Genomic DNA, 23,185 nt, shown 5'->3' with positions numbered 1-23,185 from the left:
AAGTAAAATATATCGTGTAATATCAAATAGTTTGAGAATATTGTTCATACGCGTTATGAACAATCGAGATGTGGCTTCGCATCGCGCTTGAAGCCGAATCCCGGTCGCCGCGCTGGATCGCGGTCACCACGCGCTCATGCTCGGCGTGCGACAGCGAAAGCCGGCCGAGCGCAAGGAACTGGGCACGGCGGAAGGGCGAGAGCCGGCGCCGCGTGCCGAGCGTGAGTTCCACCAGATAGTCATTATGGCTGCCGGCATAGATCGTGGTGTGGAAGGTCTCATTGGCCTCCCGGTAGCGGGCGAAGTCGCCGTGACGGACCAGCTCGCCCATGCCGGCGTGCAGCGCCGCCACCTCATTGCGCTCGGCCGGCGTCATGTGGAGCGCGCACAGGCCGGCGCAGAGCGCTTCCAGCTCCGCCATCACCGCGAACATATGTTCGAGCCGGGCCACGCTGGGACGCGCCACCACGGCGCCCCGATGCGGCCGGGTCTGCACCAGCCCGGAGGCGGCGAGTTCGCGGATCGCCTCGCGTACCGGGGTGCGGGAGACGCCGAACCGCGCGGCGAGTGCGGTCTCGTCCAGCGTTGTGCCCGGCGGCAGCAGGCCGCGCGTGATGTCCTCGGCGATCTGAAGGCGCAGTTCCTCGGCGCGCGTGGGGCGGGGAAGCCGGGGGCGCGCCGGCTCCTCGCGAGGTTCCGGGGAGCGCCCAGCGGGGGCGGCGGATCGGGGGCGGGCGGAGGAGGCGGGCATCGGGGCAATCTATCCAGCGGAGCGGCGAGGCGCCGCAACTATTACGCGCCCGCGCGCGTTGGCGGCGGTACCTCAGCGCGGGGCGGGCTGCGGCTCGTCGATGATGCTGACATGGGCGGCGACCACCTTCCAGCCGTCGGCGGTACGCATCCAGGTCTGCATCTGCCGGCCGATTCGGCCCGGCGCGTTCTCCCGCCGAAACAGGGTAGAGGCCGTGGCCATGTCGCGGCCATACGTTGTGATCACAGTGCGCTCCAGAGAGCGCTCCAGCCCGAAGGCGGACCGGGCGGCACGGAAGGCCCGAATCGCCTCGATTCCGTACAGATTCTCGCCGCTGCCGTAGCGGATGGTGATCTGACTGTCCCAGAACAGGGCGTCGAGGCCGTCGACATCGTTGGAAACGAGCGCCCGTTCATAAGCGGCGAAGGCAGCTTCGACCTCCGCGCGAATCTCGGGAATGTTGATCTCCATCGCGTGCCCGGCTCCCTGATGCTGTGCGGTGATGTCAGCACAGCGCGGCGGGGGCGCAACGTCAATCGCGAAGTGGTGGGCCAGCCTCAATCGTCGAGCGGCACGATCGCGCAGGGCTCGCCGGCCTTCGCGGCAGGGGCGTTGGGCGCCCGCACCAGCAGCGCGTCGGCGCGGGCGAGCACGCTCAGCATCGAGCTGTCCTGCACGGGAAGCGGGCGCACGATCGGCCCGCCCGCGCCATGACCGATAATTTCGGCGCGCATGAAATCCATGCGGTGATCATTGGCCTTCAGGTCGATCCCGAGCTCGGCCGCCTGCACGGGCACCTCCGGCGTGACCGCCTCGCCCTGCAGCGCCCGCAAGAGCGGCTTCAGGAACAGCAGGGCGCAGACATGGGCCGAGACCGGATTGCCCGGAAGGCCGAGCACCAGCGTGGCCGGCTCGCGCCGGGAGCGGCCGAACATCAGTGGCTTGCCCGGCCGGAGCGCGATCTTGTGCACGGCGAGGGTCACGCCTTCCGCTGTCAGGGCCGGAGCCACCAGATCATGGTCGCCCACGGAGGCGCCGCCGGTGGTGACCAGCACGTCGAAGCCGCCATCCAGTGCCGCGCGCATGCCGGCTGTGGTCGCCGCCATGTCATCGGGCAATATGCCGAGATCCGACGCTTCGCCGCCGCTGGAGCGGATGAGGGCCATAAGGGCATAAAGATTGGAGACAATGACCTGATGGGCATCGGCGCCGGTGCCGGGCCGCACTAGCTCGTCGCCGGTGGAGAGCAGGGCCACGCGGGGGCGCCGGTGCACCGCCACTTCGGCGATATCGGCGGCGGCAATGAGCGCGAGGTCGCGCGCGGTGAGCCGCCGGCCGGCGGGAACAATGATCTGGCCGGTCGCGAAGTCGCCGCCGGCGCGGCGGATGTGGCGACCGGCGGTCGCCGCCTCGGTCATGGTGATGCGCGTCGCCTCGCGGGTGGTGTCCTCCTGGATCACCACCGCGTCCGCACCCACCGGCATTACCGCCCCGGTGAAGATGCGCACCGTGGTGCCCGGGGCGACCTCGCCCGCGAACGGGCGGCCGGCGGCGGATTCGCCGATCAGTTCCAGCGTCTCCGGAGCGCGCGCGACATCGGCGGCGCGCACCGCATAGCCGTCCATCGCCGAGACGTCGGCGCCGGGGCTGGTGCGGCGGGCGATCACAGGGGCGCTGGTGACACGACCATGGGCCTCGATCAGCGGCACCGTTTCGCTGGTGAGCGGCGTGGCTGCGGCCAGCAGGCGCGCCAGCGCCTCGGTCACCGGCATCAGGGTGGGGGCCATCGGCGCTACTCCGCTTTCCAGTGGCCCGAGCGCCCTCCGGCCTTCTCGACCACGCGGATGCCCTCGATCCGCATGCCGCGATCCACCGCCTTGGCCATGTCGTAAATGGTCAGGCACGCCACGGAGACGGCGGTCAGGGCTTCCATCTCCACCCCGGTCGGACCACTCACGCGCACCGTTGCGGAAAGGCGCAGGCCGGGCAGGGCGGTGTCGGGCTCGATCTCCACGCTGACCTTGGAGAGCAGCAGCGGATGGCAGAGCGGAATCAGCTCGTGGGTGCGTTTGGCGGCCATGATGCCGGCGAGGCGCGCCGTGCCGATCACGTCGCCCTTCTTGGCATTGCCGGAGAGGATGAGGTCGAGCGTTTCCGGCAGCATCACCACGCTGCCGAGCGCGGTGGCGGTGCGGTCGGTCGCCGGCTTGTCGGTGACGTCGACCATATTGGCCGCGCCGCTGGCGTCGATATGCGAGAGCTGGGCGCTCCCGGAGCCGTCGGCCGCATCCGCGCCCATGGCTCAGCCCGCCGCGCGGATCGGATCGGGGCGGGCGAGCAGGGCGCGGGTCGCCTGCGCGACGTCCTCCTGCCGCATCAGGCTCTCACCGACCAGAATCGTGTCGATGCGCGATTGCGCGAGCCGCGCCACGTCGTCGGGCGTGAAGATGCCGCTCTCTCCGACGATCACACGATCGGCCGGGATGCGCGGGGCGAGGCGCTCGGAGGTCTCAAGCGACACCTCGAAGGTCCGCAGGTTGCGGTTGTTGATGCCGATGAGAGCGGCGGGCAGGGCGAGCGCGCGCTCCAGCTCAGGCTCATCATGAACTTCGACCAGCGCATCCATGCCGAGACCATGGGCGGCCTCAATCAGATCGAGAGCCAGCGCGTCATCGACCGCAGCCATGATGACGAGAATGCAGTCCGCGCTCCAGGCGCGGGCTTCCATCACCTGGTAGGTGTCGTAGAGAAAATCCTTGCGCAGCGCCGGCAGCGAACAGACGGCGCGGGCGGCCGTGAGGAACTCCGGCGCGCCTTGGAAGGAGGGCTGGTCGGTTAGCACGGAGAGGCACGCCGCCCCGCCGGCCTCATAGGCGCGGGCCAGCGCCGGCGGGGCGAAATCGGGACGGATCAGCCCCTTGGACGGGCTCGCCTTCTTGATCTCGGCGATCAGGGCGGTCTCGCCTGCCGCGATCCTGGCGCGGATCGAGCTCAGAAATCCGCGCGGGGCCGGGGCGGCGCTGGCGCGGGCCGCGATCTCGGCGGGCGCTACCGCGCGCTTGGCAGCGGCGATTTCCTCGCGCTTATAGGCGCCGATCTTTTCCAGAATATCCGCCACCGGCCGTCTCCTATTCCGCTGCGGCGAGCGCGGAGACCGCGACCAGCCGGTTCAGTGCGGCCTCGGCATGGCCGCTGGACAGGCTCGCGCGGGCGAGCTCCAGCCCCTCGCCGAGATGTTCCGCCTTGCCGGCAACGACCAGCGCGGCCGCCGCGTTCAGCAGCGAGACATCGGCATAAGCGCTCTTCTCGCCGGCCAGCACCGCACGCAGCGCGCCGGCATTGGTCTCGCCATCGCCGCCGCGCAGGGCCGCGGCGTCCGCGCGGGCGATGCCGAACTGTTCCGGCGTGATCTCGAAGGAGCGGATCGTGCCGTCCTTCAACTCGGCGACATAGGTCGGGCCGGTGACGGTGATCTCGTCGAGCCCGTCGGAGCCATGCACGACCCAGGAACGCACCGAACCCAGCGTCTTCAGCACCTCCGCCAGCGGCTCGACCCAGTGGCGGGCGAACACGCCGACCATCTGCCGCTTCACGCCGGCCGGGTTGGAGAGCGGGCCGAGCAGGTTGAAGATCGTGCGGGTGCCGAGCTCGACCCGGCTCGGGCCGACATGCTTCATCGCCGGATGATGCGCGGGAGCGAACATGAAGCCGATGCCGGCCTCGTTGATGCAGCGCGAAATCTGTGCCGGGGTGAGGTCGATCTTCACCCCCAGCGCCATCAGCACGTCGGCCGCGCCGGACTTGGAGGACAGCGCGCGGTTGCCGTGCTTGGCGACCGGCACCCCGGCGCCGGCCACGATGAAGGAGGCGCAGGTCGAGATGTTGTAGGAGCCGGAGGCGTCGCCGCCGGTGCCCACCACGTCGACCGCGTTCTCCGGCGCTTCCACGCGCAGCATCTTGGCGCGCATGGTGGAGACCGCGCCGGCGATCTCCTCGACATCCTCGCCGCGCACGCGCAGGCCCATCAGCACGGCGCCGATCTGCGAGGGCGTCGCCTCGCCCGACATCATGACGTCGAAGGCGAAGGCCGCTTCGGCGCGTGTCAGCGTGGTGCCGGCGGCGAGTTTGCCGATGATGGATTTGAGGTTTTCCATGAGCCCTGAAATCTTTCGTCCGCGATCGTCGTCAGGCCGCGCGCGCGCGGCGGGGGCCGGCATTCCACGCCCGCGCAAGGTCGAGGAAGTTCTTGAGAATGGTCTTGCCGTGTTCCGATGCGATGCTCTCTGGGTGGAACTGCACCCCGTGCACCGGCAGTTCCTTGTGCGAGAGGCCCATGATCAGGCCGTCATCGGTTTCGGCGGTGACGCCGAGCGCGTCGGGCAGGGTGGTGCGGTCCACCACCAGCGAATGGTAGCGCGTCGCCTTGAACGGGCCGTTGATGCCGCGGAACACGCCCTCGCCGCGATGCTTTACCTCGGCGAGCTTGCCGTGGATCGGCAGCGGCGCGCAGATGACGTCGCCGCCGAACACCTGCCCGATGGCCTGATGGCCGAGGCAGACGCCGAACACCGGCACGCCCTCGCCGGCGGCGCGGGAAATGAGGTCGAGGCAGATGCCGGCCTCGTTTGGCGTGGCCGGGCCGGGAGAAATGACGATGGCCTCGGGCTTCATCGCCAGCGCCTCCTCGACGGTGAGCGCATCGTTGCGGCGGACCTCCACATCGACGCCAAGGCCGCCGAGATAGTGGACGAGGTTCCAGGTGAAGCTGTCGTAATTGTCGACCAGAAGGATCATGGCGGTTCCGTTCGAGCGGAGAGCTTCCCGTGCCGGCATTCTGCCGCTTGGAGAAGCTCTAGGGGGTGAGCCGGCGCAAGGTCAAGCCGCGCCGTTGGCCGTCATCCGCGCCGAGCGGCCTGCGGCCGTCCGGGAAGATGATCGAGGCGTCACATGTCCCGCCATCGCTCGTGACGAAAAACCGTCATGCTCACTGCCCCCGTCCCGCTCGCGCAGCGAACCGCACCGCTTCCTCGCCGGCGCGGAACAGGGCCTTGGCCTTGTTCACGCATTCCTGCAACTCGCTCTCCGGCACGGAATCATAGACGATGCCGGCGCCGGCCTGAACATGCATCTTGCCATCCTTCACCACGGCGGTGCGCAGCACGATGCAGGTGTCCATTTCGCCGTCGGCGCCGAAATAGCCGATGGCGCCGGCATAGATGCCGCGCTTGTCGCGCTCCAGCTCGTCGATGATCTCCATCGCCCGCACTTTTGGCGCGCCCGAGACGGTGCCCGCGGGAAAGCCGGCGGCGAGCGCGTCCAGCGCGTCGCGGCGCGGGTCCAGCGTGCCCTCGACATTCGAGACGATGTGCATCACCTGGCTGTAGCGCTCGATGAAGAAGCTGTCGGTAACATGCACCGAGCCGATCGAGGCGACGCGGCCGACATCGTTGCGCCCGAGATCGAGCAGCATCAGATGCTCGGCGCGCTCCTTGGGATCGGCCAGCAATTCGTCCTCAAGCGCCTTGTCCTCATGGGGCGTGGCGCCGCGCGGGCGGGTGCCGGCGATCGGACGGATGGTGACGGTGTTGTCGCGCAGCCGGACCAGGATTTCCGGTGAGGAGCACACCAGCGAGAAGCCGCCGAAGTTGAAATAGACCAGGAACGGCGCCGGGTTGATCCGCCGCAGCGCCCGGTAGAGCGAGAAGGGCGGCAGGGTGAACGGCGCGTCGAAGCGCTGCGAGAGCACCACCTGGAAGATATCGCCGGCCCGGATATATTCCTTGGCCCGCTCCACCATGGCGAGGTACTGCGCCGGCTCGGTGTTGGAGAGCGGCGCCACCTCCTGATGGAAGGCATCCGCGGCCGGCAGGTTGGGCAGCGCGCTGTCGAGCGCCGCCGTCACGCGCTCGATGCGCTCAAGGGCGGATTCATAGGCCGCGCCGGCACTGACGCCGGGCTGCGGGCGCACCGGGGTGACCACGGTCAGCTCGTCGCGCACCGCATCGAACACCACCATCACGGTCGGGCGGAAGAAGATCGCGTCCGGCACGCCGAGCAGATCGGCCTTGGGCTCCGGCAGGCGCTCCATCTGGCGCACCATGTCATAGCCGAGATAGCCGAACACGCCCGCCGCCATGGGAGGGGAGCCCGCCGGCAGCGCGATGCGCGATTCCGCCACCAGCTTGCGCAGCGAGACCAGCGGCGCATCGCTGCAGGGCTCGAAGGCATCGGGGGCGTGGGCGGCGCGGCGGTTGATCTCCGCCGCATTGCCGCGGCAGCGCCAGATCAGGTCCGGCTCGATGCCGATCATGGAGTAGCGCCCACGCGTGGCGCCGCCCTCGACCGATTCCAGCAGGAAGCTGTTGGGCCGCTCGCCGGCGATCTTGAGGAAGGCCGAGACCGGCGTCTCAAGATCGGCGACCAGAACGGAAGAGACCACTTGCGGCTCGCCGCGCTCATAAAGCGCGGTGAAGGCCGCGATATCCGGGGTAACGCTCATCGGTCGGGTCTCAGTTCACCGCTTCGCCACCGCCGACGATCTGGTCGAGCGCCGCGCGGTTTACGCGGGCGCCGAGATCGTTTTGCAGCCGGACCAGATATTCGGTCATCAGGTCGTTTTCCATGCTCTGGCGGATGTCGGCCAGCAGCTTGTCATTGACGCTGGCACCGGCGGGAACCGTGCTGCGCACCAGCTGGAACAACACGCGGCTGTCGCCGCCATTGGTGAGCGCGAAGGCGACCTTGCCGGGTGCCGCGTCGAACACGCTCGCCAGCACTTCCTGCGGCAGGCCATCGGTGGCGCGGCCGCGGGTCAGGCCGTTGGCGGTGCGCATTTCGAGCCCCGCCTCGGTGATGGCCTGATCAAACGGCGTGCCGGCCTCGATCTTCTTGGTCAGTTCCTCGATGCGGGCGTCGAGCGCCTTGGCGGTCTCGTCCTGCTTCCAGCGCTCCAGCACCTGCACGCGGGCTTCCTCGAATGTGCGGTCGCGCGGCGGGGTGATGGCCTCGACCTCGTACCAGACATAGCCGCCGCCCTGACCCGCGCTCTGCGGGATCTGGACCGGGTCGTTCTCGGCGCCGACATCGCTGGCGAAAGCGCCGCGCAGCACCTCCGCGCGGCCCGGGAAATCAGCCGCCGGCGTGCCGTCCGCGGTGAGGCCCTGAGGGTCGACGTCGATCTGCTGGAGGGTGAGGTTGAGCCGGGAGGCGACCTCGCCGAGCTGGGCGCCGCTGGCGCGCTCGTCCTCGATCTTGTCATAGGTCGCGAGCAGCGCGCGGCGGGCGCCGTCGACCTGAAGCGCGGCGCGGATCACCGGTGCGACCTCCGCGAGCGGCTGCGTGGTGCCGGGCGTCACCGCGCCGACATGCACGATCACCGGGCCAAAGCGGCCGGCGACCACGCCCGACGTGCTGTCGGGCGCCAGCGCGAAGGCGGCATCGGCGATGGCCTTGTCGAAGATGTCGGCGCGGGTCACGTCGCCGAGATCGATGTCCTTGGCCTCCAGCTTGCGCTCGGCCGCGATGTCCGCGAAGGGCGTGCCTGCGGCGATGCGGTCGGCGGCCGCCTTGGCCTCTTCCTCATTGGAGAACACGATCTGCTGCACCACGCGCTTTTCCGGCGTGCCGTAGCTGGCGAGATTGGCCTGATAGGCCGCCTCGACCTCGGCGTCGGATACCTGCTGCGCTTCGGCAAGCGCCTGCGGGGTGAGGGCGAGCACGGCGATCTTGCGGAATTCCGGTGCCTTGAACGCCACCTTGCGCGCCTCGAAGAAGCTGCGGAGTTCTTCTTCGGTCGGCTCGGGCAGGGCAGGGAGGCCGGCGGCGGTGAGCACCGCGTAGTTCACCGAGCGCTCCTCGGTCTCGAAGCGCGCGGCGGCGTCCTTGATGACCTGCGGCAATTCGATGCCGCCGCCGAGCGACTGGATGAGCTGCTGGCGCAGCGCGAGCCGGCGCTCGGATTCGACGAAGCGCGCCTCGGTGAAGTTGTTCGAACGCAGGAGCTGGTTGAAATAGGCCGGATCGAACGAACCGGACGGCCCGAAGAAGGCCGGGTTCTGGTGCACCCGGCGCACGATCTCCTCGGTGGAGAGCGCGAGGCCCATGGTGCCGGCCATGTCGTCGAGCGCGGCCTCGGCGAGGCGCTCATTGAGAATCTGGTCGGGAATGCCGAGCGCGCGGGCCTGATCGGGGGTCAGGCCGCGTTTGATCTGCTGGCTGATCTGCTGCATCCGGTCCTGATAGAGCTGCCGGAACTCCGGGACGGTGATCTCGGTCGAGCCGATGGTCGCCAGCGTCTGACTCCCGAAGCCGCGGAACACGTCCGCGATGCCCCACACCGCAAAGCTGAGGATGAGGAGCGTCATGAGGATCTTGGCGACGATACCGGAAGCGCGACTGCGCAGGCTCTGCAGCATTTCGTTTCTCGTTGGGCATAGGCACAGGTCCGGTCCCGGGATCGGGGCCGGCTCGCGAAAGGCGCGCATCATAGGGATGCCTCCCGTGTGCCGCAACGCCACAGCTCACATCATTTGCGTGCGCAAAAAACGTCTGTTACGCGGGGTCATCCGAGTTTCACGAGCGAGATGACACGCCCATGCCCCGCCCCCTCATTGCCGGCAACTGGAAGATGAACGGCCTCAAGGGGACCGTCGCCGAGTTCGCGCGCATGATGGAAGGCTATGACCGCACGATGAAGGCGCGGGTCGACCTGCTGATCTGCCCGCCGGCCACCCTGCTGGCGACGCTGCCGGTGGTGGCGCTGGGCTCGCGCATCGCCATCGGCGCGCAGGACTGCCACGCCAAGGCCAGCGGCGCCCATACCGGCGACATTTCCGCCGAGATGATTGCCGATACCGGCGCCACGGCGGTGATCGTCGGTCATTCCGAGCGCCGCGCCGATCACGGCGAGACCGACGCGACGGTGCGCGCCAAGGCGGAGGCCGCGCGCCGGGCGGGGCTGATTGCCATCGTCTGCGTCGGCGAGACCGAGGCCGAGCGCCGCGCCGGGCTGGAACTCGACGTGGTGCGCACGCAACTCGCCGGCTCGATCCCGGACAACGCCACGGGCGCGGAACTGGTCGTGGCCTATGAGCCGGTCTGGGCGATCGGCACCGGGCTGATTCCGACCATGGACGACATCGCCGTCATGCACGCCACCATACGTGCCGAACTGGTCGCCCGCTTCGGGGCGGAAGGCGAGAGCATGCGGCTGCTTTATGGCGGTTCGGTCAAGCCGGACAATGCCGTCGCCATTCTCGGCGTGCCGAATGTCGACGGTGCGCTGGTCGGCGGGGCCAGCCTGCAGGCCGCCACCTTCCTCGATATCGCCCGCGCCTATTGCTGAGGAGACGGGCGTAGACCATGCAGCAGGGCGAGCAATTCGCCCTGACTGTGGGTTCCGGTCTTGTAGAACACCGATTTGAGGTGATGGCGCACGGTTTCCGGCGTGGTGGCCGTTCCTTCCGCCGCGCCGCCGACGCCGGCGCCCTGCAGCAGATGGACGACCACCCGCGATTCGGCCGGTGTCAGGTCGAACAGCCCGGCCAGCATCCGTGCGCTCACCGGCTTTCCGGCAGCGGGCGGGGTCAGGATCAGCAGCCATCGCGCGGCCGCGAACAGGTCGCGGCCATGGCCGGCGATTGGCGAGACATGCACGATGAAGGGCGGCCGATGCTCGCCTGCGCGATGCGGGAAGCTGGCGCCGGTCGCCTGCGGCGTATCGAGCATGGTCTGGAACAGCCGGTCGGCCTCCCTGTCCCGGAAGCGTAGCCGGCCCGGCAGGTCGACCATCTCGTCGCCGGCTTGTGTGCCGAACACCGCATTCGCGTCGATCAGCCGGCCGGCCGGGCTGAGCGTCGCCGCCGGCAGGCCGAGGTTTTCGAGCGCCGAGAGCGTGGCGGCGTGCCGTTCATTCGCGAGCCGAGCCGAGACCAGCGTGGCGCGCGCCAGATGCGGCCGCAGCCGGGTCAGTTCCGCCATGCGCGCGCGCTCGATCGGCCCGCATTCATAGGGGCGGTGGATCGAGACGATCGCCATATCGGCGCTGCCGCCCTCGATCATGGTGCCGGTGCCCCACGCCATGCCGTTCGGCCGCAGGAACTCGCGGTAGTAGGGTAGCGTCTCGATCTCCTCGGGCGAGAACAGGTCGTCGTCGCATTTGAAGGCCGGCTCGGGGTAGGTGATGACGTGGGCGCCCTGCGGGTTGCGCTCCATCCAGCGGTCACGCAGAAACACCTCCATGCCCGGCCGCATCGCCTCGTTGCACACCCAGCGCTGCACCCGCGCGCCGTCGGTAGTGAACATCAGCGCCTTGTCGCACTCCACCACTGCCGCCAGCCGGTCGAGCGTGGTTGGCCACAGCTCCGGAAGCGCGGCGCTCTCATAGATGGCGGCGATCAGGTCGTCGGCGGGGCTCATGCGGGTGTCTCGGAGGACTGAAATCGATGGGAGGCCGGTGCGGCGGGCGCTGTGTCCCAATGAACAAATGCAAGTTCCGTGCAGCTTTTACCGCCGCGATGCGTGCCTGTGACATGCGAGCCACAGTTGAACGCGATCACCGCCGGAAGTTGCAACCTACCCAAAGTGAGGGATGCGCCAAGCCGCCCGCGCTGGCGACACTGATGCTGGGAAGTGCGGCCTGAATCAGGGTTTTCAGGTGCATGCAACGGGAATGTGCGGGGCTAATATGAGTTTTGCCAAAGTCGCGAGATCCATGGCTGTCGGCTACCGGCGCCTGACCGGCGCTGGTATGATGCTGGCCATGCTGAGCATGACCGGCGGCGTGACTGCCGATGCAGCGGCATTGGAAGCGCCGGATCGCGTGCAGATGAGCGCGCAGGTGATGCGTGCGCTGGTGCCGGGCAGGCCGCTCTCGAACGATAATGTTGGCAACGTGTTTGCGGCATTCTCGAGCCTTGTCGCGAATCCGCCGGACGGCGTCACACCCGGCTTCGCTACCTTCGTTTTTTCGGGCCTCGTCACGAACTTCATTGAGGGTGCTGACGGAAGCGGTTCCTCGGCCATCCACTTGGCCGAGCGTCTTGCCCTTATCAAGGAAGCCGTCGCGCAAATGCCGAACGCGCCCGGCCATGCGGAGATGATGGCGGGCCTTGGTGTGGCCTTCGCCAGCGCTGAGCGCAACGTTGCGGCGTTGGCGGAGAGTGAGCGCAGTCGGCTTCAAGCTCGTGGTGTTGAGCTCAAGACCGACGAAAATGGCAGGGTCTATGTCGACCAGCCCTTCAGCATCGGCGGTGAGCGGGGCGGAGTCTCCTTTAACGATGTACCGCAAGGCGAGGGAGCCGCTGAAGGCCGACGCTATCCGACACCCGAGCAACTGGAAGATATCGGTCGCCATAATGCGGCAATCGGCGATGCGGTCCAGGCAAGCTTCGATCTCGAGAGTGCTCGTCTGGAGGCGTTGAGTACGTTTCTCGAAGACAGCGGTTTCCTGAACGACACCGCATTCAAGAAATCCTACGAGTACCTGATCGACAAGACCCGGCCGGGACCCGCCAATGGTTGGGTGCCCGAATATGTCTCCAGCTATTACGATGCAGATCTCATCACCGAAGCACTCTCGGCAGGGCTGGGGATGCCCGTGACATCCTTCATGACCCCGGGCCAGAAGCGGGTCTTTGAAGACGAGCAGGCGGCGCAACAGGCGCTGGCCGCCCTGCAGGGGGAGGGGCAGGAGCAGCTTGGCAATCTCGCGAACTCCCTCACGAATGTCGGGCCGCAATGCCCTCGAAACCCCAGCCCCAACGCGCCTTGTCCGTGACATGCCGATGTTTCCACAAGGCGTGGCTCTGGCGCGGCGTGGTTTTCGACCTATTTGAAAGCGCGAAGGCGGGGCGGTTGCCGGTTCCGCCTCTTGTGCTGGCAAAGTCGGGCGCGATCGTGTAGGAACGCGCCGAATGTTGCGGCGGAGGGCGTGGCCGAAGGGTCGGGCCCGGCGCCGCTTTGGGTTTTTTGAAGGCGTCCCATGCAGACCGTATTGATTGTCGTCCATCTGATGGTGGTGCTGGCGCTGATCGGCGTCGTGCTGATCCAGCGTTCCGAAGGCGGCGGCCTCGGCATTGGCGGCGGTGGTGGTGGCGGCGCGGGTGGCGGCTTCTTCTCGGCCCGTGGCACGGCGAACGCGCTGACCCGCGCGACCGCGATTCTCGCTGGCCTGTTCTTCCTCACCAGCCTTTCGCTCACCATGGTGGCGGGCTGGGGTCGTGGTCCGGCCACGATCTTCAACACGCCGACGACGCTGCCTTCCGGCGCTCCGGCGCCTGCGCCCGGCGGCACCGTGCTCGACCAGCTTCAGGGCGCCCAGCCGGCGCCGGCCGCCCCGAGCGGCCCCCAGGTTCCGCAGTCCCAGTGAGATCCTTCCGCGGCTTTCAGGGTCGCGGCGGGCTTTTTCCAGGTTTCCCACAGGCGAGGGGCCGATCTTCGCGGCGGCCTCTCGTCGAATCGTGTTTTTGCAGCTAGAAACCCACTTCCATGGCGCGCTACATTTTCATCACCGGCGGCGTCGTGTCCTCGCTTGGCAAGGGCCTCGCTTCCGCCGCTCTCGGCGCGCTGTTGCAGGCTCGTGGCTACAAGACGCGGCTGCGCAAGCTCGACCCTTACCTCAATGTCGATCCGGGCACGATGAGCCCGTATCAGCATGGTGAGGTCTTCGTCACCGACGACGGCGCCGAGACCGATCTCGATCTCGGCCATTACGAGCGCTTCACCGGGCGGCCGGCCACCAAGGCCGACAACATCACCACCGGGCGCATCTACCAGGACATCCTCACCAAGGAACGGCGCGGCGATTATCTCGGCGCCACCATCCAGGTGATTCCGCACGTCACAAACGCCATCAAGGATTTCGTGCTCTCGGGTAACGAGGGTTATGATTTCGTGCTGGTGGAGATTGGCGGCACGGTGGGCGACATCGAGGCGATGCCGTTCCTGGAGGCGATCCGCCAGATCGGCAACGACCTGCCGCGCAAGCACTGCATCTATGTGCACCTGACGCTGCTGCCCTATATCCCCTCGGCCGGCGAGCTGAAGACCAAGCCGACCCAGCACTCGGTCAAGGAGCTGCGGGCGCTCGGCATCCAGCCGGACATTCTGATGTGCCGCACCGACCGGGAAATCCCCCGCGAGGAGCGCCGCAAGCTCGGCCTGTTCTGTAATGTGCGCGAAAGCGCGGTGATCGAGGCGCGCGACGCCGACAACATCTATGCCGTGCCCTCGGCCTATCACGAGGCCGGGCTGGACGGCGAGGTTCTGGCGGCGTTCGGCATCGAGCCGGCACCCGAGCCGGACCTGACGCGCTGGAAGAAGGTCGAATCGGGCATCCGCAACCCGGAAGGCGCCGTCACCATCGCCATTGTCGGCAAATATACCGGCATGAAGGACGCCTATAAGTCGCTGATCGAGGCGCTGGCCCATGGCGGCCTCGCCAACAATATGCGCGTCAATCTCGACTGGATCGAGAGCGAGATCTTCGAGCGCGAGGACCCCGCCCCGTTCCTCGAGCATGTCCACGGCATCCTCGTGCCCGGCGGCTTCGGCCAGCGCGGCGCGGAGGGCAAGATCCGCGCGGCGCAGTTCGCCCGCGAGCGGCGCGTACCCTATCTCGGCATCTGCTTCGGCATGCAGATGGCGGTGATCGAGGCGACGCGGAACCTTGCCGGTGTCGAGGCCGCCAATTCCTCGGAATTCGGTCCGACCACCGAGCCCGTGGTGGGCCTGCTCACCGAATGGCTGCGCGGCAATGAGCTGGAGAAGCGCGGTATCGGCGGCGATCTTGGCGGGACGATGCGGCTCGGCGCCTATACCGCCGCGCTGGCGCCGGAGAGCCGGGTGTCGGACATTTACGGCGCCACCGAGATTTCCGAGCGCCATCGCCACCGCTACGAGGTCAACATGGCCTATCGCGACCGGCTGGAGGCCTGCGGCATGCGATTCTCCGGCCTTTCGCCGGACGGGCTGCTGCCGGAGATCATCGAATACCCGGATCACCCGTGGTTCATCGGCGTGCAGTTCCATCCCGAGCTGAAGTCGCGTCCGTTCGAGCCGCACCCGCTGTTCGCCTCCTTCATCGGCGCTGCGGCGGTGCAGAGCCGGCTGTTCTGACGCGTCCATGGTCGTGCGGGGCGGGCGGTATTTGCGCCCGCCGCCGGTTCCCCATCCCGGCGGATGCGTCGGCATGGGCCGCGTCTGGTCCGCCTTTGACACGCCTCCGCGGCCGTTCCGCTGGGTTTCAGCAGGATCCTCTCCGGCGCCGCGGGACGCGGCTGTCCACAGATCGCCGCAGCGGGGCAATCGGCGCTGGATTTCCCCATCCCCCCCGTGCTCTCCTGCCGGCATTGCCTTGTCAGGAGTATGCCCATGCCGCGCGGTCTCGATCATGTCGTCCATGTCGTCCGCGATCTTGAGGCCGCCGGCGAGCTCTACGACATGCTTGGCTTCACCGTGGGCGCGCGCAACCGTCATCCCTGGGGCACGCATAACCGGCTGATCCAGACACCGGGCTTCTTCGTCGAGTTGCTCGAAATTGCCGAGCCGGACGCGATTCCCCCCGACACCGGCGGCGTTTTTTCCTTCGGCGCCTTCAATCGGGATTTCCTCGCCACCGCCGGAGCGGGCCTGTCCATGCTTGTGCTGGAAAGTGCGGACCCGGCCGCCGACAAGACGGAGTTCGACGCCGCCGGCTATGGCGGGTTCGAGACCTTCGACTTCGCGCGGCAGGGCAAGCGGCCGGATGGCTCGGATGTCGAGGTCGCGTTCACGCTGGCCTTCGCGCGCGATCCGGCCTCGCTCCATGCCGGCTTCTTCACCTGCCACCAGCGTTTTCCGGATAATTTCTGGTCACCGGATCTGCAGCGCCACATGAACAGCACGGACTCGATTGCCGGCGTCGTGCTGGTTGCGACGGAGCCCGCCGCCCATCTCGATTTTCTCGCCGCCTTCCTCGATGTTCCATTCCGCCGCGCGGTGGATGGCTGGCACATCGCGCGGACGCCGCGCGGGTCGGTCGACCTGATGAGCCCGGAAATCTACACCCAGCGCTTCGGCGTGGCGGCGCCGGCCGATCAGGGGCTGCGGCTCGCGGCGCTGCGTTTCGCGGTGGCGGACATCACCAAGGCGCGCCGACGGGTGGCGTCGAGCCGCATGTCGGCCGAAGAGATCGAGGGCATCATCGTGATCGGCCCCAAGGCCGGGCTCGGCGCGGCGCTGGTGTTCGAGGCGGCCGACTGAGCCGATCGCTGACGGCGAAATAAAAAAGGCCCGCAACAGCTTCCGGGCCTTTTTTCATGTCGGCTCTTCAATCGCCGCGGGGGCGGGCGGCGTCCTCAGGGCGCCACCTTCTCCACCGTGACCCGCGCGGCCCGGGGCGTCGCGCGGCCCGGCAGCAGGGCGAAGGCGCGGGCGCGCAGGCTTGCCCATGTCTCGAAGGCATTCAGGCTGGAGCCTTCCAGCCAGCCGATGACGGCGGCGGCGAGGAAGGGCAGGCTCTGGATGGCCAGCGCGAAGGCGAACAGGTCGACCTCGACCACCGCGTGCCAGTTGGTCATGCGCAGCACGATGGCCGCCAGCATGAGGCCGCTGCCGATGATGGTCTCCGGCAGGGCAGGGAAGGCGCGGGCCGCGCCAGCCAGCCAGGAGCCCTTGGCGGTGCGGGCGAAGGCGAGGTCCTTGTAGCGGAACCCGTCATAGACCGCCTTGGCGACCGTGAACTGAACCGCCATGGCCGCGATGGCCGCGCCGATCATACGGACCGGGGTGGTGGCCACGCGCAGACGGTACAGCGCGCAGAAGTGCAGCACATAGATGCCGAAGCAGAACAGGATCGGTACGGTCAGGATGCGCTGCGGCACCGCAATGCCGAGGCCGAGCACGAAGGGCACCCAGGCGAGGCTGAGGATCGCCACCAGCGCGCCGACGCTCTCCGAGCCGAGCCAGCTCACCCAGCCGATGCCGAATTCGCGGCGCTGTGCCGGGGTGAGGCGGGTGCCGCCATTGGGCAGCATCCGGCGCCAGTGCTTCTTGACGATCTGCATGCCGCCATAGGCCCAGCGGTGGCGCTGCTTCTTGAACGAGGCGAAATCGTCCGGCAGCAGGCCCCAGCCATAGCGGGTGTTGGTGTAGTGGCTCTTCCAGCCGCGCTCGACGATCGAGAGACCGAGATCGGTGTCCTCGCAGATCGTGTCGCTCGACCAGTCGCCGGCCTCGACCATGGCGGCGCGGCGGATCAGGCACATGGTGCCGTGCACGACGATGGCGTCATGCTCGTTGCGCTGGACCATGCCAATGTCGAAGAAGCCGGCATATTCGGTATTCATCGCCTCGTGCATGAGGCTCTTATTGGCGTCGCGGTGATCCTGCGGCGCCTGCACGATGCCGACGGTCGGGTCCTCGAAGGTCGGCACCAGATCGTGCAGCCAGTTCGGGTCGACAACATAGTCGGCATCGATCACGCCGATGATCTCGGCGTCGGGCGCGGTCTTCTCCATGGCCACGCGCAGGGCGCCGGCCTTGAAGCCCTCGACCTTCGGCAGGTTGATGAACTTGAAGCGCTCGCCGAGCTGGGCGCAATAGGCCTCGATCGGCTCCCAGAATGCCGGGTCGGGCGTATTGTTGATGATGACGAGGCACTCGAAATTCGGCCAGTTCAGCCGCGCCACGCTGTCGAGCGTGTGCTTCAGCATCTCCGGCGGCTCCTTATAAGCCGGGATGTGGATCGACACTTTCGGGGTGCGCGCGGGCAGGGCGTCGCCCTTGGCGCCCTCATTGCGCAGCAGGCGGCGCGGGGAGTGGCCGAAGGCAATGGTGGCCAGTTCCTCGACCCGATACAGCATGACCACGACCAGGGGCACCAGCAGCACGAGGCTGGCGATGAAGGTCACGACATTGCCGCCGACGATGTAGTGGCTGATCCAGTAATCCGCGACCGTCGCGATCCAGGCGCCGACGAGGCTCGCCGCGCCCATCATCACCAATCCCTGCGTCATGGTGAGACGCCCGAAGCGGAACACCGGCAGAGCGAAGGCGATGCCGAGCAGCAGCGCGATCGCCGCCGTCGCGGTGTAGGTCGAGGGCGTGAGCGGGCCGGAAAGCGGGAACTTCAGCTCGCGATTGGCATCGAGCAGGCCCCAGTACTGGCCGACGCTGCCTTCGAAGCTCTTCCACGGCGCATCGAACGCCTCGATGATGTTGTAGTCGATACCGAGAGCATCGGCCCGCGCGACGAAATTGCGGATGATCTGGCCCTGCTCAAGCTCGCCGGGAACCGCGTTGTCGCGGTTGTAGCCCTGGCTCGGCCAGCCGAACTCGGCGATGACGATGCGCTTGCCGGGATAGGTGGCGCGCAGGCGGTCATAAATGGCGATGGTGTGGTCGACCACCTGTTGCGGCGTCACGCCTTCCCAATAGGGCAGCATGTGAGCGGCGATGTAGTCGACGGCGGAAACCAGCTCGGGATGGTCCAGCCATACGTCCCAGGTCTCACCCGTGGTGACCGGTACGTTGGTTTCGCGCTTCACGCGGCGGATGGTCTCGATGAGCTGTTCGGGCGTGCGCTCGGCGCGCAGGATCGACTCGTTGCCGACCACGATGCCGACGACGTTGGAGTTCTTCTTCGCGGCCTCGACGGCGTTGGCAATCTCGCGCTCGTTGCGCGCCTCGTCCTCGTCCAGCCAGGCGCCGACCGTGACCTTGAGCCCGTCCTCGCCGGCAAGGCGCGCGACATGCTCCAGCCCCCCGGTGGACGCGTAGGTGCGCACCGCCTTGGTGTAGGGCGCCACCGCGTCGACGTCGGCGCGGATCTGCGCCTCCGTGGTCGGCTCGCCCTTGTCCGGGTTCGCATCGCGACCATAGGGCGCGAAGGACATGCTGGCGAGGCGGTCGGAAATGCCCGGAGCGGTCACCTCCTCGCGCATTGCCAGCCACATGAAGGCATGCACGGACGTGACCACCGCAAGAGCAGCGGCAGCGACACGAACAGCGGGACGCATGGAACTAACCCACGGATGGAGTGAGGTAACGGGTGACATATAGTACAATTTTAACGCGGTTGCAGCATGTCCTGCGCCGCATCGCGATAATTCCGATGTGAGTCGGCGCAAGCCTTTACAGGCCGGCAACGCGGTAAGGCGGAATATGGTTCCGCACTGTGGCAGTGACGTGTCACAGCCGCGGCTCGGCCATGATTTCATTGCGCTGCAAACGCCTTGCGGATGAATGCTCGTTCATCGATTGTGCGGGTGACGCAGCGCGCCGTTCACTGCGCGGGGGCGGGGGGCGCCTGTGCGGGGACCGGAGGAGTGGAATCCGGGTTCACCCAGCACATGTGCACCCGCTCGGAAAGCCGCTCCTGCGCCTTGGAGTCGATGTTGCCCTGCCGCACGAGGCAGCGGAACGCGATCTTCAGATGCTCGGTCGGGCAGCCGAAGCGCTCATAGAGTTCGAGGTGGCGGCGGGCGGTGTCGATGTCGTCGCGCCACAGCAGCATGGCGATCCGTCGGCCGCTCCACACGCATTCCGGAAGACCCGCATTGCCCGGCAGCTTGGCGGCCTGGTTGAATTCCTCGATCGAGCGGCGCTGGGCCTCCTTTGCCTGCTCTTCAGGCGACTGTTCGGCCGGCTTCTGCTCGCCATTGGTGGTCTGGGCGAATACCGGCACGGAAGCGGTCGCCGTGAGGACGAAGCCGCCGATCACGAGGGCGGAGAGAAGGCGTACGGAGAACAGCATGATGGGAAACGTCACACGCGAAAGAGGGAGGCCAGTGGAGTTTGCACACTAGGTGAAGCCGCCGAATTTGTCAGCATGACGGCGCAGATTGACGGCATGACCAAGGCTTCGGCATTTCGTGATGTCCGGCGGAAATCGGGAGCTTCCCCATCGGCGCTCCCTGAGGCTACAAAGCAGCGCGTATTCGGCCGGCGGCATCGTGCCGCGCCGGCCGGCCGGTCCGATCTGGAGAGTTTCCGCATGCGACTTCCCGTAGCGCTCGCCGCCGTTGTCTGCGCGGCGATCGTCGGTGTCTGGGCCTGGCTCGGACAGCCGGTGCCGGCCCCGGTCTCGCCGCTCGCTGCCGGCGAGAAGCTGCCCTGCGTCTCGTATGCGCCGTTCCGGCCCGGGCAGTCGCCGTTCATGGCAGGACTGGTGATCCCGCCCGAGCAGATCGACGACGATTTCGCGCGCCTCGCCAAGATCACGGAATGCGTGCGCACCTATTCTACCGAGATGGGGCTGCATGTCGTGCCGGAGCTGGCGCGCAAGCATGGCCTCACCGTGCTTCAGGGCATCTGGCTCGGCCGCAACCGCGACAATAACCGCATCGAGATCGACGCGGCGGTGAAGGCGGCGCAGCAGAACCCCGACGTGATCAAGGCGGTGATCGTCGGCAACGAGGTGCTGCTGCGCGGCGAATTGTCTCCCGTGGACATGGCAACCTACCTCAAGGACGTGAAGAGCAAGGTTGGTGCGGTGCCCGTCACCTATGCCGATGTCTGGGAGTTCTGGGAGCGCAACCGCGATCTCGCCGGCTCGGTGGATTTCGTCACCGTTCACATCCTGCCGTTCTGGGAGGATTTGCCCGTCGCCGCCGAGGATTCCGTCGCTCATCTCGGCGAGATCCGCGAGCATGTCGGGCAGGTCTTCGCCGGCAAGGAGATACTGATCGGCGAAACCGGCTGGCCAAGCGAGGGCCGGATGCGCGAGGGCGCGCTGCCCTCGCCCTCCAACCAGGCGAATGTCATTCAGGAATTGCTGGCTTTGGCCAAGGCCAAGGGCTACCAGCTCAATGTGATCGAGGCGTTCGACCAGCCTTGGAAGCGCGCTTCCGAGGGCACGGTCGGCGGCCATTGGGGCTTCCTCGACGCCTATACCCGCGATTTCAAGTTCACCTGGGGCGAGCCGGTCTCCGACCATCCGAACTGGATGCTGCAGGCGCTTGCCGGCGTGGTGCTGGCGGGGTTCGTCTTCGCCGTCGCCGGCCTTGCCCAGCGCCGGTCCGGCGCTCCGGTTCCGGCGACACGGCACTGGCTGGCGGTGGCTGGCGTCGCCTTCTTCGCCGGGCTGATGATCGGGCGGCTGCTGCACACGATTCCGGTGGAGAGTCTCGGCATTGGCGGCTGGATTCGCGGTATCGCGCTTCTGGTGCTGGCGCTTGCCGTGCCGCTGGTGGCCGCTGCCGCCATCGGCATGCGGACCCGGCTCGTCACGCTGGATGTGGCGCTCAATCCCGGCCATGCCGGCCCGGCGCCGGCCATGGAGCGCGTGCTGGCCTGGCTGCTGGCGGCCTCGCTGGTGCTGGTCGCGCAGATCGGGCTCGGGCTGGTGTTCGACCCGCGCTACAAGGATTTTAACTTCGCCGGCCTGACGCCGATCATCACCGCCTTCGCGCTCTACGCGCTGGTGGCCCCGGTGCGCCGCAGCGGGGAATCGCGCCATGCCGAGGTGATCGCGGCAGCGGTCTTCCTCGCCAGCGGTCTCTACATCGCGATCAACGAGACCTTCGAGAACTGGCAGGCGCTGTGGACCGGCGCGCTGCTGGTCGTGCTCGCCTTCACGCTCTGGCACCTCGCCAGGGCCGGGCGAAAGAAATGAGCAGCAGGCCGGCGGCCAGCGCCGACAGGTTGTTGTTGTACATGACCAGGCCGATGCCGGTCGCCATCAGGGCAATGGTGAACATCGGCACCGAGGGCCGGAAGAACTGGAGCGCGGCGGTGATGATCGCCGCGATGCCGAACGCCGAATAGCCGAACATCTCGATCACGATCGCCCGCGTGTTGCAGGTCGCGGTGTCCATGCCGATGCAGGCGAGGCCGACGCCGGATTGCTCGACCAGCGCGTAGCGCATGTAGATCGCCCAGCCGAGCGCGAAGGCACCAAGCGCGATGACGATGTTGGCGGCGCGGGCGCCGGGCAGGAAACTGGGTTTCGGCAAGGGGCGGTCCTCGATCTCGATCGTGCCGACGATGGATGACACGGCGCACGCCCGCGATCAACGTCGCGACGCCGCTTCCGGCTCCGGCGCGGCTGCGCTAAACAGCACCCGCCGTCCCCGCCGGAGAGAAATATCGATGTCGTCCCCCACGCGCAGCCTCCTCGTCATCGTCCTCGCCGCCGGCGAGGGCACGCGCATGGCGTCCTCCCTGCCCAAGGTGCTGCACGCCATCGCCGGGCGCTCCATGATCGCCCATGTTCTCGAAGCGGCGAAGGGCGCGGATGCCGCGGCCGTTGCGGTGGTGATCGGGCCGGATCATGACCGCGTCGCGGCCGAGGCCACCCGCGTGCTGCCGGGGGCGGATGTGTTCGTGCAGGCCGACCGCCGCGGCACCGCCCATGCCGTGCTCGCCGCCCGCGCGGCGCTGGCGCGCGGTTATGATGACGTGGTGGTGATGTATGGCGACACCCCGCTGGTCAGCGCCGAGACCATCGCAACACTGCGCGCCCCGCTGGCGGCTGGCGCGGCCGTGGCGGTGCTGGGCTTCCGCGCGGCGGACCCCGCCGGCTATGGCCGCCTCGTCACGCGCGACGGTGCGTTGCTCGCCATCCGTGAGGACAAGGATGCGTCGCCGGAGGAAAAGCGCATCGACTTCTGCAATGCCGGGCTGATGGCGTTCGATGGCCACGCCGCGCTCGCCCTGCTGGAGAGCATCGGCGATGCCAATGCAAAGAAGGAATTCTACCTCACCGACGCGGTGGAACTCGCCCGCGCCTCTGGCCGCGAGGCAATGGCCTGCGAGGTGGCGGCGGAAGACGTGGCCGGCGTCAACACGCGTGCCCAACTCGCCGAGGCCGAAACGGTGATCCAGAACCGCCTGCGCGCCCGCGCCATGGCCGGCGGGGCGACGCTGGTGGCACCTGAGACCGTGTTCTTTTCCGCCGATACCCGGCTCGGACGCGACGTGATTGTCGAGCCCAACGTGGTGTTCGGCCCCGGTGTTCAGGTCGGCGACGAGGTGGTGATCCACTCGTTCTCGCATCTGGAAGGCGCGAGCCTGTCGCGCGGCGTTGCCATCGGCCCCTACACCCGCCTGCGCCCCGGCGCGGCGCTCGGGGAGGGCGTCCGCATCGGCAACTTCGTGGAGATCAAGGCCTCCGAGCTTGGGGCAGGGGTCAAGGTCAATCACCTGTCCTATGTCGGCGATTCCAGCGTGGGAGCGCGCACCAATATCGGCGCCGGCTCGATCACCTGCAATTATGACGGCTACGGCAAGCACCGCACCATCATCGGCACCAACGCCTTCATCGGCACCAATACGCTCATGGTCGCCCCCGTAAGCATCGGCGACGGCGCCTATATCGGCACCGGCTCGGTCATCACCGAGAACGTCCCGGCCGACGCGCTCGCCGTCGCCCGCGCGCGGCAGGTCAACAAGCCGGGCTGGGCCAGCCGGCTGCGCGAGCGCTTCACCGCGCGCAAGGCGCAGAAGGGCTGAGCG

The 23,185-nt window shown here is 67.7% G+C and carries 20 protein-coding genes; 7 read left to right on the top strand and 13 right to left on the bottom strand.

Features of this window, described 5'->3' with window-relative positions:
- Positions 1-22 precede the first annotated feature (22 nt).
- The 9 genes from MKI84_RS09265 to MKI84_RS09225 form a co-directional block, all read right to left on the bottom strand.
- Positions 23-751, bottom strand: coding sequence for a GntR family transcriptional regulator (locus tag MKI84_RS09265; protein ID WP_241618818.1), 729 nt, complete (start codon positions 749-751; stop codon positions 23-25).
- 72 nt (positions 752-823) lie between these two features.
- Positions 824-1,222 carry an oxalurate catabolism protein HpxZ gene (hpxZ, locus tag MKI84_RS09260; protein WP_241618816.1) on the bottom strand — a complete coding sequence of 133 codons (399 nt, stop codon included), beginning with the start codon at positions 1,220-1,222 and terminating at the stop codon, positions 824-826.
- A gap of 86 nt (positions 1,223-1,308) precedes the next feature.
- Complete coding sequence (locus MKI84_RS09255) at positions 1,309-2,538, bottom strand: molybdopterin molybdotransferase MoeA (RefSeq protein ID WP_241618814.1); 1,230 nt, start codon at positions 2,536-2,538, stop codon at positions 1,309-1,311.
- Between the two features lie 5 nt (positions 2,539-2,543).
- Positions 2,544-3,050, bottom strand: coding sequence for a cyclic pyranopterin monophosphate synthase MoaC (gene moaC, locus MKI84_RS09250; protein ID WP_241618812.1), 507 nt, complete (start codon positions 3,048-3,050; stop codon positions 2,544-2,546).
- 3 nt (positions 3,051-3,053) lie between these two features.
- Complete coding sequence (trpC, locus tag MKI84_RS09245) at positions 3,054-3,869, bottom strand: indole-3-glycerol phosphate synthase TrpC (protein ID WP_241618810.1); 816 nt, start codon at positions 3,867-3,869, stop codon at positions 3,054-3,056.
- A 10-nt stretch (positions 3,870-3,879) separates the two neighbouring features.
- Positions 3,880-4,905, bottom strand: coding sequence for an anthranilate phosphoribosyltransferase (gene trpD / locus MKI84_RS09240; RefSeq protein WP_241618808.1), 1,026 nt, complete (start codon positions 4,903-4,905; stop codon positions 3,880-3,882).
- Positions 4,906-4,936: 31 nt separating this feature from the next.
- Entirely contained in the window at positions 4,937-5,545 is a 609-nt protein-coding gene (locus tag MKI84_RS09235; RefSeq protein WP_241618806.1) for an anthranilate synthase component II, read from the bottom strand.
- 190 nt (positions 5,546-5,735) lie between these two features.
- Positions 5,736-7,250 (bottom strand): anthranilate synthase component I, encoded by a 1,515-nt coding sequence (gene trpE, locus MKI84_RS09230; protein ID WP_241618804.1) that lies wholly within the window; start codon positions 7,248-7,250, stop codon positions 5,736-5,738.
- Between the two features lie 10 nt (positions 7,251-7,260).
- Complete coding sequence (locus MKI84_RS09225; RefSeq protein WP_241618802.1) at positions 7,261-9,165, bottom strand: peptidylprolyl isomerase; 1,905 nt, start codon at positions 9,163-9,165, stop codon at positions 7,261-7,263.
- A gap of 179 nt (positions 9,166-9,344) precedes the next feature.
- On the opposite strand from MKI84_RS09225, the gene tpiA reads away from it, so the two are divergent.
- On the top strand, positions 9,345-10,094 hold the full coding sequence (gene tpiA / locus MKI84_RS09220) for a triose-phosphate isomerase (RefSeq protein ID WP_241618799.1): 750 nt from the start codon (positions 9,345-9,347) through the stop codon (positions 10,092-10,094).
- On the opposite strand, the gene MKI84_RS09215 is transcribed toward tpiA, so the two are convergent.
- The gene (locus tag MKI84_RS09215; protein ID WP_241618797.1) at positions 10,085-11,167 is read right to left on the bottom strand and encodes a helix-turn-helix transcriptional regulator; all 1,083 of its coding nucleotides are present in this window, start codon (positions 11,165-11,167) and stop codon (positions 10,085-10,087) included. The genes tpiA and MKI84_RS09215 overlap by 10 nt on opposite strands.
- Positions 11,168-11,462: 295 nt before the next feature.
- Between MKI84_RS09215 and MKI84_RS09210 the strand changes: the two genes are divergently transcribed.
- The 4 genes from MKI84_RS09210 (at position 11,463) to MKI84_RS09195 (ending at position 15,991) form a co-directional block, all read left to right on the top strand.
- On the top strand, positions 11,463-12,527 hold the full coding sequence (locus MKI84_RS09210; RefSeq protein ID WP_241618794.1) for a hypothetical protein: 1,065 nt from the start codon (positions 11,463-11,465) through the stop codon (positions 12,525-12,527).
- Positions 12,528-12,731: 204 nt separating this feature from the next.
- Complete coding sequence (secG, locus tag MKI84_RS09205) at positions 12,732-13,118, top strand: preprotein translocase subunit SecG (protein ID WP_241618792.1); 387 nt, start codon at positions 12,732-12,734, stop codon at positions 13,116-13,118.
- Positions 13,119-13,237: 119 nt separating this feature from the next.
- Positions 13,238-14,866, top strand: coding sequence for a CTP synthase (locus tag MKI84_RS09200; protein ID WP_241618790.1), 1,629 nt, complete (start codon positions 13,238-13,240; stop codon positions 14,864-14,866).
- Positions 14,867-15,121: 255 nt separating this feature from the next.
- Positions 15,122-15,991 (top strand): VOC family protein, encoded by an 870-nt coding sequence (locus tag MKI84_RS09195; RefSeq protein WP_241618788.1) that lies wholly within the window; start codon positions 15,122-15,124, stop codon positions 15,989-15,991.
- 95 nt (positions 15,992-16,086) lie between these two features.
- Here the strand turns inward: MKI84_RS09195 and MKI84_RS09190 are convergent, their stop codons facing one another.
- Both MKI84_RS09190 and MKI84_RS09185 read right to left on the bottom strand, forming a co-directional pair.
- On the bottom strand, positions 16,087-18,747 hold the full coding sequence (locus tag MKI84_RS09190; protein WP_241618787.1) for a glycosyltransferase: 2,661 nt from the start codon (positions 18,745-18,747) through the stop codon (positions 16,087-16,089).
- Between the two features lie 266 nt (positions 18,748-19,013).
- On the bottom strand, positions 19,014-19,484 hold the full coding sequence (locus MKI84_RS09185; protein WP_241618785.1) for a hypothetical protein: 471 nt from the start codon (positions 19,482-19,484) through the stop codon (positions 19,014-19,016).
- A gap of 240 nt (positions 19,485-19,724) precedes the next feature.
- On the opposite strand from MKI84_RS09185, the gene MKI84_RS09180 reads away from it, so the two are divergent.
- A complete protein-coding gene (locus MKI84_RS09180) occupies positions 19,725-21,344 on the top strand; it encodes a glycoside hydrolase family 17 protein (RefSeq protein ID WP_241618783.1) in 1,620 nt (539 codons plus the stop codon).
- Here the strand turns inward: MKI84_RS09180 and MKI84_RS09175 are convergent.
- Entirely contained in the window at positions 21,304-21,726 is a 423-nt protein-coding gene (locus tag MKI84_RS09175; protein ID WP_241618782.1) for a hypothetical protein, read from the bottom strand. The two genes, MKI84_RS09180 and MKI84_RS09175, sit on opposite strands and share 41 nt — an antisense overlap.
- Positions 21,727-21,820: 94 nt before the next feature.
- Between MKI84_RS09175 and glmU the strand changes: the two genes are divergently transcribed.
- Positions 21,821-23,182, top strand: a complete 1,362-nt coding sequence (glmU, locus tag MKI84_RS09170) for a bifunctional UDP-N-acetylglucosamine diphosphorylase/glucosamine-1-phosphate N-acetyltransferase GlmU (RefSeq protein WP_241618779.1) — start codon at positions 21,821-21,823, stop codon at positions 23,180-23,182.
- The last annotated feature ends 3 nt before the right edge of the window (positions 23,183-23,185 follow it).

Source organism: Ancylobacter gelatini (genome assembly GCF_022601675.1).
In the GTDB taxonomy this organism is placed as follows: Bacteria; Pseudomonadota; Alphaproteobacteria; order Rhizobiales; family Xanthobacteraceae; genus Ancylobacter; species Ancylobacter gelatini.
This window is presented reverse-complemented; position numbering and strand designations above follow the sequence as displayed.

What these genes read in the sequence shown, in the direction of transcription:
- trpE (WP_241618804.1), bottom strand. Translation starts at nt 7,250, where the DNA reads ATGAGCGTTACCCCGGATATCGCGGCCTTCACCGCGCTTTATGAGCGC.
- MKI84_RS09265 (WP_241618818.1), bottom strand. Translation starts at nt 751, where the DNA reads ATGCCCGCCTCCTCCGCCCGCCCCCGATCCGCCGCCCCCGCTGGGCGC.
- MKI84_RS09185 (WP_241618785.1), bottom strand. Translation starts at nt 19,484, where the DNA reads ATGCTGTTCTCCGTACGCCTTCTCTCCGCCCTCGTGATCGGCGGCTTC.
- MKI84_RS09200 (WP_241618790.1), top strand. Translation starts at nt 13,238, where the DNA reads ATGGCGCGCTACATTTTCATCACCGGCGGCGTCGTGTCCTCGCTTGGC.
- glmU (WP_241618779.1), top strand. Translation starts at nt 21,821, where the DNA reads ATGTCGTCCCCCACGCGCAGCCTCCTCGTCATCGTCCTCGCCGCCGGC.
- MKI84_RS09210 (WP_241618794.1), top strand. Translation starts at nt 11,463, where the DNA reads ATGGCTGTCGGCTACCGGCGCCTGACCGGCGCTGGTATGATGCTGGCC.
- MKI84_RS09235 (WP_241618806.1), bottom strand. Translation starts at nt 5,545, where the DNA reads ATGATCCTTCTGGTCGACAATTACGACAGCTTCACCTGGAACCTCGTC.
- MKI84_RS09225 (WP_241618802.1), bottom strand. Translation starts at nt 9,165, where the DNA reads ATGCTGCAGAGCCTGCGCAGTCGCGCTTCCGGTATCGTCGCCAAGATC.
- MKI84_RS09255 (WP_241618814.1), bottom strand. Translation starts at nt 2,538, where the DNA reads ATGGCCCCCACCCTGATGCCGGTGACCGAGGCGCTGGCGCGCCTGCTG.
- MKI84_RS09190 (WP_241618787.1), bottom strand. Translation starts at nt 18,747, where the DNA reads ATGCGTCCCGCTGTTCGTGTCGCTGCCGCTGCTCTTGCGGTGGTCACG.
- hpxZ (WP_241618816.1), bottom strand. Translation starts at nt 1,222, where the DNA reads ATGGAGATCAACATTCCCGAGATTCGCGCGGAGGTCGAAGCTGCCTTC.
- secG (WP_241618792.1), top strand. Translation starts at nt 12,732, where the DNA reads ATGCAGACCGTATTGATTGTCGTCCATCTGATGGTGGTGCTGGCGCTG.
- MKI84_RS09215 (WP_241618797.1), bottom strand. Translation starts at nt 11,167, where the DNA reads ATGAGCCCCGCCGACGACCTGATCGCCGCCATCTATGAGAGCGCCGCG.
- MKI84_RS09180 (WP_241618783.1), top strand. Translation starts at nt 19,725, where the DNA reads ATGCGACTTCCCGTAGCGCTCGCCGCCGTTGTCTGCGCGGCGATCGTC.
- tpiA (WP_241618799.1), top strand. Translation starts at nt 9,345, where the DNA reads ATGCCCCGCCCCCTCATTGCCGGCAACTGGAAGATGAACGGCCTCAAG.
- trpD (WP_241618808.1), bottom strand. Translation starts at nt 4,905, where the DNA reads ATGGAAAACCTCAAATCCATCATCGGCAAACTCGCCGCCGGCACCACG.
- moaC (WP_241618812.1), bottom strand. Translation starts at nt 3,050, where the DNA reads ATGGGCGCGGATGCGGCCGACGGCTCCGGGAGCGCCCAGCTCTCGCAT.
- MKI84_RS09195 (WP_241618788.1), top strand. Translation starts at nt 15,122, where the DNA reads ATGCCGCGCGGTCTCGATCATGTCGTCCATGTCGTCCGCGATCTTGAG.